Source organism: Streptosporangium amethystogenes subsp. fukuiense, assembly GCF_042665875.1.
Taxonomy (GTDB): domain Bacteria; phylum Actinomycetota; class Actinomycetes; order Streptosporangiales; family Streptosporangiaceae; genus Streptosporangium; species Streptosporangium fukuiense.
The window spans coordinates 4,220,762-4,233,637 of record NZ_JBHTEE010000001.1 but is presented as its reverse complement, the minus strand read 5'-3'; the positions used below and the strand labels follow the sequence as shown (position 1 = coordinate 4,233,637).

Genomic DNA, 12,876 nt, shown 5'->3' with positions numbered 1-12,876 from the left:
CTGCCAGAAGCCCGGCAAGCGGATCCGCGCGGCGGCGCCCGCTGGAGAACGTCCGCGATCATGCTTGCCGTGCTCCTGGCTGTCTCCCTGGTCGTCGCGGGACTCGCGTGGAAGCGTGAGTACGACAGGGCCTTGGCTCAGGAACGCGTCGCACTGGCTCATGGGCTCGCGCTGCACGCCGCGGACCTGCGCGACGCCGCCCCAGGCACGGCCCGGAACCTCGGTGTGGCCGCAGTCAAGATCCACTCTGACGGGCAGACCCGGGCGGGACTGATCGACACGCTGGTCGCGAGGCATGGCAGCGAGCTCACACCGAACGCCTCCAGGAAGGTGGCGCTGAGCGGCGACGGGCGGCTCGCTCTGACCGGTGACGGCGACGAGGTGAGCGTGTGGGACCTGACGACCTGGCTCGATCCCAAGGTCATCCTGAAATCCGATCGGGTCGCCACCTTGAAGGGCCACAAGGAGGGCGTGGACGCGGTGGCACTGTCCTTCGACGGGCGGACCGCGCTGACCGGCGACGAAGGCGCCACCTTCGTATGGGATCTCACCGATCCGGCCAAGCCGATCCGGGTGGCCGTGTTGGCGGGTGAGAGGAACACCGACAGCGTGCGGGCGCTGGCGTTGTCACACGACGGTCGTACGGCGGTGATCGCCAACGACGTCGGCGACATGGCCGTGTGGAATCTGACCGACAGGTCTCGTCCAGCGCGCCTGTCGGTGACGAGAGCGCACACCTCCTCCATCCGCGGCCTCGGGCTCAGCGCGGACGGCCGGACCGCCGTCACCGTGGACAACGATGATGCGGTGACGGTCTGGGATCTCGCCGACCCCTTGCATCCGGTCAAGTCGGCCGACCTGCCCCCGCCCGAGAGATCCGAGAGATCCATGGTGGCGACGGCGATGAGCGCGAACGGACGTGTCGTCCTCGTCGGGAACGGGCCTCGGGTCGAGGTCTGGAACCTCGATGACCGGTCGCGTCCGGCTCGCACGGCCGTGTTCGAGGTGCCCCTCGGTTACATGTACGACATGACCTTGACCTCCGATAAGAAGACCGCCCTGCTCGCCGGACCGAGCGATTCCGTGTTTCTCTGGGACCTCTCCGACCTGTCCAGGCCGACACGGCTGGCCGCGTTGAAGGGATACGCGAGGGAGATTGAATCCGTGGCTTTCAGTGCCGATGGCGGCATCGCCCTGGCGGCCGGCCCCAGCGGGGTCTCCCTGTGGGATCTCAGGAACCTGGCCGAGGTCGTCGCTGACCCGGAGGAGGCGGCTTGCCACGGTAACACCAACGAGCGGCTCAGCAAGGCGGACTGGGCTCGCTACGCGGGAGACGCGGACTGGTCGGACTACGGGGGAGAGGTCTCGGGCGGCCTTGCCGTTTGCTTCATCACTCCGGACCCCACATGACGCCCTTGACGGGAAGTGCGCGGTAGCGGAGGGCCATTCCGGGCCACGGGCGGCCGGGTTCACCACCTGCGCGCACTTCGTGCCGCCGAGGGAGGAGCACATGCGACAGGCCGTCGAGCGTGCCCTCCTGTGAGGGGCGGTCGACGGCCTTTCGCGAGACGCCTTAGTTTCCTGACCGGCGTTTACCCAAGTCAGAAGCCAGCGGCTCAGACGTCGTAGTAGAGCTCGAACTCGTGCGGGTGGGGGCGCAGGCGGATCGGGTCGATCTCGTTCTCCCGCTTGTAGGAGATCCAGGTCTCGATCAGGTCCGGCGTGAACACGCCGCCCTCCAGCAGGTACTCGTGGTCGGCCTCCAAGGCCGCGAGCACGTCCGTCAGCGAACCGGGGACCTGCGGGATGTTACGGGCCTCCTCCGGGGGAAGCTCGTAGAGGTCCTTGTCGACCGGCTCGACCGGCTCGATCTTGTTGCGGATGCCGTCGATGCCGGCCATCAGCTGGGCGGCGAAGGCGAAGTACGGGTTGCACGACGGGTCCGGGACGCGGAACTCGATGCGCTTGGCCTTCGGGTTGGAGCCCGTGATCGGGATGCGGATGCACGCCGAGCGGTTGCGCTGGGAGTAGACCAGGTTGACCGGGGCCTCGTAGCCGGGCACCAGGCGGTGGTAGGAGTTCACCGTCGGGTTGGTGAAGGCCAGCAGCGACGGGGCGTGCTTGAGCAGGCCGCCGATGTAGTAGCGGGCGGTGTCGGACAAACCCGCGTAGCCGACCTCGTCGTAGAAGAGCGGCGCGCCGTCCTTCCAGAGCGACTGGTGGCAGTGCATGCCGGAGCCGTTGTCACCGAAGATCGGCTTGGGCATGAAGGTGACCGTGTGGCCGTGCTCCAGGGCCGTGCTCTTGACGATGTACTTGTACAGCATCAGGGTGTCGGCGGCCTTGAGCAGCGTGTTGAACCGGAAGTCGATCTCCGCCTGGCCGGCCGTGCCCACCTCGTGGTGCTGCATCTCGACGTCGATGCCCGCGTCGATGAGGCGGCGCACCATCTCCGAACGCAGGTCGGTGAAGTGGTCCATCGGCGGGACCGGGAAGTAGCCGCCCTTGAACCGCGGCTTGTAACCGAGGTTGCCGCCCTCCTGGGCCTTGCCGCTGTTCCAGGCACCCTCGATCGAGTCGATGTGGTAGTAGCTGGTGTGCGCGTTGGTCTCGAAGCGCACGTCGTCGAAGATGTAGAACTCGGCCTCGGGGCCGAAGTAGACGGTGTCGGCGATGCCGGTGCCCTTGAGGTACTCCTCCGCCTTGCGGGCGACGTTGCGCGGGTCACGGCTGTAGGCCTCGCCCGTCAGCGGGTCGTGCACGAAGAAGTTGATGTTGAGCGTCTTGTGCTGCCGGAACGGGTCGAGCACGGCCGTGGACGGGTCGGGCAGCAGCAGCATGTCCGACTCGTGGATGGCCTGGAAACCGCGGATCGACGAGCCGTCGAACATGAGACCGTCGGTGAAGACGCCGGCTCCGAAGTTCTCCGAAGGGAACGTGAAGTGGTGCGTCGTCCCCGGCAGGTCGGTGAACCTGACATCGACGAACTGCACTCCTTCGTCCTTGATGAACTTCAGGACGTCGTCGGCGGAGTTGAACACGCGAACCTCCCATGGGGCACGGGCTATCAGGCCGAAGGTATGCCTGCGCCGTTACCGCCCCGTGTCTCGTTTGTTTCACTCGTGTTAAGCGAAAGTCGCCTTCACGCTAGTTCTCGGACCCCGTCTGGACGGGTATACCGAGCCTTCCTTTGCCCGGTTTTGCCGGATTTTCACGTGTTCGACTTCAGCACCCTGCACTCGTCCGAGGGCTCGTCCTCAAGCGAGTAGGGGTCCACGGGAGGGCCGTCGGTCTTCAGCTTCCGGTCAGCAGGCGAGTCCGGATAGAACGGGTGTACGTAGGCGTCGTCGACGTCGCACCGGGCCGGGGCGGCCCCACCACCGTTCCAGTTCTTGACCCAGAAGCGCAGCCGGCCGTCCTGGCGCCACACGTCCAGTTCACCGATGTTGTGTACGACGAGCCTGGTCAGGGTGTCCGGTCGGCCTGGTCGCTGGATCGCGTACACGAACAGATAGTTGACCTTGACCTGGACGCCCCTGAGGCCGTTCTCCTTGAAGACGGACAGCCGGGTCTTGCCGTGGACCTTGAAGGTCTCGCTGGCGAGTTCGGCGCTCTTCGGGGCCAGGCTGGCCACCCAGGCCCGGCTCTCGTACGCGTTCTTCCTGCCGGGGTGCTTGAGTCCCTTGACGAACGGTGCGCGCTGCTCGGGGTCCAGCAGCCGGATCAGCTTGTTCGGTCTGCCGCCCAGCAGCACCTTCCGGTCCAGGTGCGAGGCCGCCAGAAGCTCTTTCGCGTGCCGGATGGCCGCGGCCACCTCCTTGCGGCTCAGCCCGCCGATCGCTCTGGGCTCCGGCATGACCAGCCCCTTTACGCCATTGGCGTACTTCTGGGCCGGTGAGCCGTCGAAGGGGGAGACCTGTGCCGGCTCCACCGGGGCCGGTTCGGCGCTCCGCCCGGCCGTCGGATCGGCGGACGGATCGATGCCGAAGTCCGCGAGGACAGCGGCGCGGACCTGCTCGGCGGTTTCGGGCCGGTAGACGACGAACCCTCCGGCCGCCGCCACCAGGACGGCCACCGCGACCGCGGTCCACCGCCGCCTGCGGCGACGCCGGAGGCGGGGCTGCCGTGCCCATTCCTGCTCGGCGATCTTCATCATCCGCTTGCGTTCGCGACTGCCGATCTGAGCGGTGAGCGCCTCGAAGCGCTGGTCGATGTCACCGTTGTCGGGCACGAGGTCTCCGGGGGGAATGTGCTTGCCGAGATGTCAGTGCAAATGATCCATTGCTCTGGCCCGATCCAGGTAGCCGAGGGATCGGGCGGATGCGGGAGCGGCACCGGGGGCGGCTACCGTTGGGGCATGAGCAGCAAGCAGCCGCGTTGGACCCAGACCTGGCTCGGTGGCGTCAGATCGGCCGGAGTCGACCTTGGTTATCCGGGGGAGCGGCTCGGGCTGCCCGCAGAGGGCAGCGGCTCGGTGGCCGGGTTCGGCCGCAGGCTCGGCGCCATCGTGGTCGACTGGCTGATCTGCACCTGGGCCATCACCCAGGGGCTCCTGCGGATCGACCCCGCCCATTCGGCCTGGGTCCCGATCCTGGTTCTGGCCGCCGAATACCTCCTGCTGGCGGGCACCATGGGGATGACCTTCGGGATGCGCCTGTTCGGCATCAGGATCGCCGCGCTCGACGGTGGCCGCCCCGGGTTCGTCTCCGTGCTGGTACGGACCGTCCTGCTGTGCCTGGCCCTGCCCGCCCTCATCTGGGACCGCGACCAGCGGGGCCTGCACGACCGCGCGGCGAACACCGTGGTAGTACGCCTCTGAGGCGCGTCCCCACGCCCGCAGCCGATTCCTTTTCCCTCCGGCGACCGTCACAACGGCGGGCGCCCGCGCCGGGCGGGCCGCGGTATGGGAGAGATGTCGTTGTGATCAAGGAAGAGGAGAGCGCGGTCCTGGCCGCCGCGCTGGCGGGTGACGAACCGGCGTTCGGCACGCTCGTCGAGAGGTACCGGCGGGAACTGCGGGTGCACTGCTACCGGATGCTCGGCTCCTTCGAGGAGTCGGAGGACCTGGTGCAGGAGACGTTCCTGCGCGCCTGGCGCAAGCGGGAGAGCTTCCAGGGGCGCTCGACCTTCAGGGCCTGGCTGTACCGGATCGCGACCAACGCCTGCCTGGACTTCCTGGACCGTCATCCGCGCCGCCCGCGCCCGCGTGAGGCGCCGGTGCTGGCCACTCCAGGCGTGTCCGCACCGTCGCCGACCGAGGTCTTCTGGCTGCGTCCCTACCCGGACCGGCTCCTGGAGCCGCCCGCGCCCGCCGGCGCCGAGCCGGACGCCGAGGTGGTCGCCAAGGAGACGATCGAGCTGGCCTTCCTGGCCGCCATCCAGCACCTGCCTGTCCGGCAGCGGGTGGTGCTGATCCTGCGCGACGTGCTCGGCTGGTCGGCACAGGAGGCCGCCGCGCTGCTGGAGGTGAGCGTCGCGACGGTGAAGAGCGCCCTGCAGCGGGCCCGGTCGACGATGCGGGAACACCTGCCCGCACAGCGCCTGGAGTGGGCGCCCTCCTCGGACCCGACCGAGGGGGAACGCGCGGCGCTGCGACGCTACATGGACGCCGTCGAGCAGGCGGATCCCGAGATCCTGGCCGGGGTGCTGCGCGCGGACGCCTGGCAGGCGATGCCACCGGCCCCGATCTGGATCCTGGGCGGGAAGGCGATCGTCGAGGCGTGGCGCCCGGCCATGATCGGCCCCGAGGCGTGGGGTGACTGGCGCGTCCTGCCGACCCGCGCCAACCGGCAACCCGCGGCGGCGGCCTACCTCAGGCGCCCCGGCGAGTCCGAGTACCAGGGCTCGTGGCTCGGCGTCCTGCGGGTCGAGGACGGGCTGGTGACCCAGATCACCACCTTCGGTGCCGAGATCTTCCCGGCGTTCGGCCTCCCCGCGGCGCTGTGACGGACAGCGGCGAGGACCCCGGACGGTTCGGACCGTCGTTCCGGGTACGGAGGGTCGTCGTCGAGCCCGGCGGCTCGCTGGATGGGGCCGGAGCCGGATGGCGGGACGCGATCGTCCTGCTTGAGCGCGGACGGATCGAGCTCGTCCGCTCCGACGGCGATCGCCTGGCCTTCCGCCGCGGCGACGTGCTGTGGCTGGACGGGCTGCCGGTGCGAGCCGTGCACAATCCGGGACGGGAACCCGCCGTCCTGCTCGCGATCTCACGCAGGTCCGGGTCCCACCGAGCCCGGGCTTCCGGAAACCGACCCCCACGGAGCGATTCCTTTCGCGGTCCCCGGCCGTCGTAACGGTCACACACCGCAGCACGGAAGGGATGATCATGAACGATATACAGAAGCGGGTCCAGGAGGCGGCCGACAGGCTCGTGGAGTCCGGGACCGAGCGGGGCCTGCAGGTCGCCGTGTACCGGCACGGCGAACCGGTGGTCGACGTCGTCGCGGGTGTCGCCGACCCGGCCACCGGGCGTCCCGTCACGCCGGACACACCGTTCTACAGCGCCTCGACCGGCAAGGGCGTCACCTCGACCGTGCTGCACGTGCTCGTGGAGCGGGGCGTTCTCGGCTACGACACGCCGATCGTCGAGCTATGGCCTGAGTTCGGCGCCCATGGCAAGGAACGCGCGACGGTGCGGCATGCCCTGACCCACTCGACGGGCGTGCCCGGCGTGCCCGCCGGGACCACGCCCGAGGACCTGTGCGACTGGGACGGGATGTGCGCGGTGATCGCCGATGCCAAGCCCTGGTGGGAGCCGGGTACCAGGACCGGCTACCACCCCCAGTCGTTCGGTTACCTCATCGGGGAGATCGTCCGCCGGAGCACCGGCAGGCCGATCTCGCAGGTCCTGCGGGAGGAGGTCGCCGGACCGCTCGGGGTGGCCGGTGAGCTGTTCTTCGGCGTTCCGGAATCCGAACTGGGCAGGCTGGCCCGGCTGGAGGACGCGCCGAACGACTTCGAGATGTCCGCGGAGATGTTCGCCGACATACCGTTCTTCAGGGTGGTGGACGGCTACACGGCGGCGCCGATGGCGGCGATGCCGGATGCCGGTTTCGGCAACCGTGTCGACGTGCTGACCTCCGACATCCCGGCGGGCGGCACCATGTCCGCCCGTGCCGTGGCCCGCATGTACGCCGCACTGCTGGGCGAGGTGGACGGCGTCAGGCTCGTCTCACCGGAACGGCTGCGAGAGATCACCGAGGTGGCGGTCACCGGCGTGGACGAGGTCACCGGCACTCCGGTCACCAGATCCCTCGGGTACGCCGTCGGTGCCACCGAACTGCTCGACGCCCCTACCCTGTTCGGGATGGCGGGCAGCGGTGGCTCGGCCGCCTACGCCGACACGGCCGGCGGGATCGCGATCGCCATGACCAAGAACCTGGTCTCCGGCGGAGACTTCGGCACCTTCGACGAGATCGGCCGGATCGTCATGAACGCCGGCCGCTAGGCCCGCGCTCCCGGCCGGTCCCGGACGACCGCCCGCGACATCGGATCTCACCTGGCAACCGGCCTGTGACGATCTCCGGCGGGCGGGAAAGGCGGCCGGGACGCCGTCCGTGTCGCATGGCGGGCGGGTGCGCGTCTACCGGACGCAGGTGAAGATCGCGGTGCCGGGCAGGTGGTGGCCGCGCAGCGGGCTCCAGCCGCCCCACTCGCGGTCGTGGCCCGGCGGCCACTCAGGCTCGGTCAGCTGCCGCAGCACCAGTCCGGAGGCGGTGATGAGCCCGATCCAGTCGGCCATCGTGCGGTGGTGCTCGACATAGGACGGACGCCCGTCCTCGCCGATCTCCACGTACGCCGAGCGGTCGAAGTAGGAGCGGTCGGAGGTCAGCCCGGCGGGGCCGGGGTCGTCGGGGAAGGCCCAGCGGATGGGGTGGCTCACCGAGAAGACCAGGCGGCCCCCGGGGCGCAGCACCCGGTGGACCTCGGCGAGGACGGCTCCGGCGTCGGCCACGAACGGCAGCGCGCCGTAGGCCGAGCAGGCCAGGTCGAACGCCCCGTCGGCGAAGGGCAGGACCTCGGCGTCGGCCTGGACCACGGGGAGCGCGGCGCCCGCGTCCAGGTCGATCCGGCGCGAATGCTGAAGCTGGCGGAAGGACAGGTCGAAGGCGGCCACCCTGGCGCCCTGGCCGGCCAGCCAGCGCCCGCACTGCCCGGCACCGCAGCCGATCTCCAGCACGTTCTTGCCCGCGACATCGCCCAGCAGGCGGGCGTCGGCCTCGTCCAACCCCTCGGGACACCAGACGAACCCGGAGTCGCGCAGGAACTCCCCGTGCTCGGCCTGGTAGTCGTCGGCGGCACCGTCCCACCAGCCGCGGTTGGCCCGGGAGGTGGCCGCGGCGTCCACCTGATGGCGGCCCACCCCCGCGGAGCCCATCAGCGCATCTTCGGGCGGGGCATCTTCGCGCCGCGCGGCAGCGGGCCCTTGGGCATCGGCAGCGTCTGCGGCAGGGCCTTCAGCCGGTTGTTGATCTCGTACAGGGCGGGCTTCTTGAGGTTGCGGGGCAGCTTCATCAGGTGCCGCTGCAGCTTGGCCAGCGGGATCTGCCCCTCGCCGTCACCGGACTGGATGTCGTAGACGGGCACGTCCAGCGCGACTCGCTGGACGCGCTTCTTCTCGGCGACCAGTATCCTCTGCACCCGGCTGCCCGGCCCCTCCGAGACCAGGATGATGCCCGGGTAGCCGACCACGCGGTGCACGATGTCCTGGTCGCGGGTGACCGCGACGGCCGGGGTGACCTCCCAGTTGCCGCGCATGCCCTGCAGGATCGCGGCGGCGGCGCCGACCTGCCCGTGCAGCATGGAGTACTGCGCCTTCTGGGCGAGCTGGCCGAACACCACCAGCCCGACGGTCAGGGCCAGCAGGATCCCGATGAAGAGCAGGTACCAGAACCAGCCCGTGACCAGGCCGATCACCACGAACAGCGCGAGCGTGCCCAGCGCCGAGGCGTAGACGATCGGCATCCCCTTGGGGTTGGCCTCCTTGATGATCTTCGCGATCATGCGGAGTTGCTTGATGCGCCCCGGGCGCTCTGAGTCTTCGGGCTTCTTGGCCATGTCTGAAGGATACAAATCCATGGCTCAAGAAGTGAAAACGTGACCTGCCCGGGGCCGGCTCCGGCGCCGGGGCCGAAGGCCGCGGAGCACCGGAAAGGCCGGTGGCGCCAGCAGGAACGCCCCGACCGGCTTTTACCTGGATTATCCGGTCACGGTCCCGCTCAGGCGGCGGTCGGCGACGCTGCGGCCCACCTCGACCGTGTAGTCCCCCGGCACCGTCGACCAGCCCCGATCCGTCCACACCTGGAAGGCGCGTTCGGGCAGGTGGACCGTGGTGACCACCGTCTCACCGGGGGCCGCGTCGACGACGGAGAATCCGGCGAGGGCACGGGCGGGCCGTCCCGGGTCCCGGTCCTGGGGGGCGAGGTAGAACTGGACGATCTCGCGGCCGGGGCGTTCGCCGGTGTTGGTCACCGCGACGGTCACGGTCTTCCCGGTGACGGCGACGGAGTCGTAGGACCATGCGGTGTAGCCCAGGCCGTGGCCGAACCAGAACGCCGGTACACGGCCGGCGCGCTCCCAGGCGCGGTATCCGACGAAGACGCCCTCCTCGTAGGCGAGTTCGCCCCCGGTGGGCGTCACCTGCAGAACCGGCGCGTCGGGCTCGCGGACCGGCCAGGTGGTGGGCAACCGCCCCGAGGGCTCCGCGTCGCCGAACAGCACGTCGGCCAGCGCGTTGCCCGCCTCCTGCCCGGGAAACCAGGTCAGCAGCACCGCGGGGACCCGCTCCAGCCAGGGCATCTCCACCGGAGAACCGGCGTTGACCACGACGATCGTGCGAGGGTTCGCCTCGACGACCCTGGCGATCAGCTCGTCCTGGCGTCCGGGCAGGGCCAGGCCGGTGCGGTCGAAGCCCTCGCTCTCCACCTCGGGGGTGGTCGAGGCGACCACGATCGCCACGTCCGCCCCCGAGGCGGCCCGCACCGCTTCGGCGATCAGCGCGTCGTCGCCGGGGGAGGGGGCGGCGTGGCACAGGGCGAACGCCACGAACGCCATGCCGGTGAACTTCGCCCGGGGATGCCGTACGACCAGCTCGACGGGAACACCGGAGGTGAGCGTGACGGTGAACCGGCGCTCCGGAGGCGCCAGGAACGCGGCGGCCGGGTCACCGCCGGTCAGCGAGATGGTCTCGTCGAGGACCGTCTTCCCGTCGACCTCGACGGTGAACGCGCCGACGCCCACCACGGAGAACTCATGCGGGCCGCTCACGTCGGGCAGGCAGGCGGCGCGGATCTCGACGGCCGCCAGACGGCCGGTGTCGACGTCCGAGGGCAGCCGGCCGATCCAGCGGGCCTCGGCGCCTGCCAGCCGGTGCTCGGCCAGGACCCCGCCCTCCGCGTCCAGGAAGAGGGCCCGACAGGGGACGGCGAGCGGCGCCAGCCGTATCCGGGGGTCGGTGCCGAGCGCGTGGCGCACCTCTACGTCCCCGCGCGCACGGAGCCCCTCCAGCGGTGAGACGATCCGGTCGGGGAACACCTGGGCGCTGCCGCCCCCCATGATCCGGGCCTCCGCGGCCGCCGACCCGATCAGTGCCACGCTCCGCACGCCCGCGAGCGGCAGCAGGCCGCCCTCGTTGCGCAGCAGCGTGAACGACCGCGCGGCCACCTCACGGGCGAGGGCGGTCCCGTCGATCGCGGCACACCCGTCTGCGGTCGCGTCATCGGGGGTGAGCCGCAGGGCGCCGACCCGCAGGGCCAGGCGCAGGACGCGGCGGACCTGGTCGTCGACGACCTCCTCGGCGACGCGGCCCTCGCGGACCGCCGCCTCCAGCTTCGCGCCCCATGGGCCTGACGGGCCCGGCATGGCGACGTCGAGGCCGCCCTCGGCGGTCGCCTCGGTGGACCTGGCGGCCATCCAGTCGGAGACGACGAAGCCGTCGAAGCCCCACTCGCCCTTCAGCAGGTCGCGCTGGAGTGCCCGGTGCTCGGTCATCGTGGTCCCGTCGACCGAGTTGTAGGCGGCCATCACGCCCCAGGCGCCGGCCCGTACGACCCGCTCGAACGGGGCCAGGTAGACCTCCCGCAGAGCCTTCTCACCGACCTTGACGTTCACTGTGAACCGGTCGGTCTCCGAGTCATTGGCCACGAAGTGCTTGGGCGTGGTGGCCACGCCGCAGGATTGGACGCCCTCGACGTAGGCGGCGCCGATCTCGCCGGTCAGGTACGGATCCTCGGAGAAGCACTCGAAGTGCCTGCCCCCGAGCGGGCTGCGGTGCAGGTTGAGCGTCGGGGCGAGCAGCACGTGCACGCCCTTGCGCCGGGCCTCCGCCGCGAGCAGCCGCCCCGCCTCGCGGACCAGCTCCACGTCCCAGGTCGCGGCGAGCGCCGTGGGGCTGGGCAGCGCGATCGACGGATCGTCCGACGACCATTCCTCGCCCCGGACACCGATCGGGCCGTCGCTCATCACCAGCCGGGCGAGCCCGATCTGTGGCAGCGCGGGCAGGGACCACATGTCGGCTCCGGTCAGCAGACGCACCTTGGTGCCCAGGTCAAGCTTTCCGATCAGCTCTTCGATGTCCATGCCGACAGTCTCACCTTGGAACCGACCGCTTGGTAGGTCTGGCGGCAACCTCGTCGCACAACGTGGGAGACCCTGCCCCTGGAGCAGCCGGGCGATCGCCGACACCAGAGAGGGAGACGGACGAAGAACCCCGGGTGCCGACCGGAGCCCGCCTTGAGCCGGTCGCAACCGTTCCCGGGGAGGAACCCGAACGGAAACCGGAAGGGTCCCGCTCCTGGCCAGGAGCGGGACCCTTCCGGTTCGCCAGAGCGCGCGGGCCGGGCTCAGGCGTGCTGGCGGGCCTCGACCGCCTGCTTGTACAGGCGGCCCGCCCGGTAGGAGGAGCGAACCAGCGGCCCGGAAAGGACTCCGGCGAAACCGATGGCCTCCGCCTCCCTGCCCAGCTCCACGAACTCCTCCGGCTTCACCCAGCGGTCGACGGGGTGGTGGCGCGGGGTGGGCCGCAGGTACTGGGTCACGGTGAGCAGGTCGCACCCGGCCTCGTGCAGGTCGCGCATGGCCTGGACGACCTCCTCGCGCTCCTCACCCATGCCGAGGATCAGGTTGGACTTGGTCACCAGGCCGGCCTGGCGGGCCTTGGTGATCACTTCAAGGGAGCGCTCGTAGCGGAAGGCGGGCCGGATGCGCTTGAAGATCCGCGGCACGGTCTCGACGTTGTGCGCGAACACCTCGGGCCTGGCGGAGAAGACCTCCTCCAGCTGGGCCTGGTCACCGTTGAAGTCGGGCACCAGCAGCTCGACGCCGCAGCCGGGCAGCAGCGCGTGGATCTGCCGCGCGGTCTCCGCGTACAGCCACGCGCCGCCGTCGGGCAGGTCGTCGCGGGCGACACCGGTCACGGTCGCGTAGTTGAGGCCCATCTGCCGCACCGAGTCGGCCACGCGGCGCGGCTCGTCGGTGTCGTACGCCTTGGGCTTGCCGGTGTCGATCTGGCAGAAGTCACACCGCCGGGTGCACTGGTCGCCGCCGATGAGGAAGGTGGCCTCGCGGTCCTCCCAGCACTCGGAGATGTTGGGGCATCCGGCCTCCTGGCAGACCGTGTGCAGCCCCTCGCGCTTGACCAGCGCCCGCAGCTCGGTGTGGTTCGGGCCCGTCCTGAACCTGGTCTTGATCCATTCGGGCTTCTTCTCGATGGGGGTCTCGGCGTTGCGGACCTCCAGGCGGAGGAGCTTCCGCCCTTCGGGTGCGACGGTCATGCGAGCTCCTTCGTCGGTCGAGGGACCGAGGTGTTGCACGTCGAGGTGGGGTAAATGTGGTCACGCTCGCTCACCTGTCCAGCTTATGTCCCACCGCGAGCCGCGA

Annotated in this window: 11 protein-coding genes; 5 read left to right on the top strand and 6 right to left on the bottom strand. The window is 70.2% G+C overall.

Annotated features, from left to right (window positions below):
• Positions 1–60 precede the first annotated feature (60 nt).
• Positions 61–1,410 (top strand): WD40 repeat domain-containing protein, encoded by a 1,350-nt coding sequence (locus ACFQVD_RS17905; protein ID WP_364155340.1) that lies wholly within the window; start codon positions 61–63, stop codon positions 1,408–1,410.
• Between the two features lie 206 nt (positions 1,411–1,616).
• Here the strand turns inward: ACFQVD_RS17905 and glnA are convergent, their stop codons facing one another.
• Positions 1,617–3,041 (bottom strand): type I glutamate--ammonia ligase, encoded by a 1,425-nt coding sequence (gene glnA, locus ACFQVD_RS17900; RefSeq protein ID WP_343963892.1) that lies wholly within the window; start codon positions 3,039–3,041, stop codon positions 1,617–1,619.
• Between the two features lie 170 nt (positions 3,042–3,211).
• Complete coding sequence (locus ACFQVD_RS17895; RefSeq protein WP_343963890.1) at positions 3,212–4,231, bottom strand: hypothetical protein; 1,020 nt, start codon at positions 4,229–4,231, stop codon at positions 3,212–3,214.
• A gap of 126 nt (positions 4,232–4,357) precedes the next feature.
• On the opposite strand from ACFQVD_RS17895, the gene ACFQVD_RS17890 reads away from it, so the two are divergent.
• The 4 genes from ACFQVD_RS17890 to ACFQVD_RS17875 all read left to right on the top strand — a co-directional run bounded on the left by ACFQVD_RS17890 (position 4,358) and on the right by ACFQVD_RS17875 (position 7,447).
• Positions 4,358–4,819, top strand: a complete 462-nt coding sequence (locus ACFQVD_RS17890) for an RDD family protein (RefSeq protein WP_343963888.1) — start codon at positions 4,358–4,360, stop codon at positions 4,817–4,819.
• Positions 4,820–4,920: 101 nt separating this feature from the next.
• Positions 4,921–5,946 (top strand): RNA polymerase subunit sigma-70, encoded by a 1,026-nt coding sequence (locus ACFQVD_RS17885; RefSeq protein ID WP_343963886.1) that lies wholly within the window; start codon positions 4,921–4,923, stop codon positions 5,944–5,946.
• On the top strand, positions 5,943–6,293 hold the full coding sequence (locus ACFQVD_RS17880; RefSeq protein WP_343963884.1) for a hypothetical protein: 351 nt from the start codon (positions 5,943–5,945) through the stop codon (positions 6,291–6,293). The genes ACFQVD_RS17885 and ACFQVD_RS17880 overlap by 4 nt, the downstream gene beginning before the upstream one ends.
• A 32-nt stretch (positions 6,294–6,325) precedes the next feature.
• Complete coding sequence (locus ACFQVD_RS17875; RefSeq protein WP_343963882.1) at positions 6,326–7,447, top strand: serine hydrolase domain-containing protein; 1,122 nt, start codon at positions 6,326–6,328, stop codon at positions 7,445–7,447.
• Positions 7,448–7,582: 135 nt separating this feature from the next.
• On the opposite strand, the gene ACFQVD_RS17870 is transcribed toward ACFQVD_RS17875, so the two are convergent.
• From ACFQVD_RS17870 to lipA, 4 genes are all read right to left on the bottom strand, one after another.
• A complete protein-coding gene (locus tag ACFQVD_RS17870) occupies positions 7,583–8,377 on the bottom strand; it encodes a class I SAM-dependent methyltransferase (protein ID WP_343963880.1) in 795 nt (264 codons plus the stop codon).
• Entirely contained in the window at positions 8,377–9,057 is a 681-nt protein-coding gene (locus tag ACFQVD_RS17865) for a DUF4191 domain-containing protein (RefSeq protein ID WP_343963878.1), read from the bottom strand. The genes ACFQVD_RS17870 and ACFQVD_RS17865 overlap by 1 nt, the downstream gene beginning before the upstream one ends.
• A 141-nt stretch (positions 9,058–9,198) precedes the next feature.
• Positions 9,199–11,577, bottom strand: a complete 2,379-nt coding sequence (locus ACFQVD_RS17860) for a beta-glucosidase (protein WP_343963876.1) — start codon at positions 11,575–11,577, stop codon at positions 9,199–9,201.
• A 263-nt stretch (positions 11,578–11,840) separates the two neighbouring features.
• Positions 11,841–12,770: a lipoyl synthase gene (lipA, locus tag ACFQVD_RS17855; RefSeq protein WP_343963874.1), complete on the bottom strand. Its 930-nt coding sequence runs from the start codon at positions 12,768–12,770 to the stop codon at positions 11,841–11,843.
• Positions 12,771–12,876: the final 106 nt, after the last annotated feature.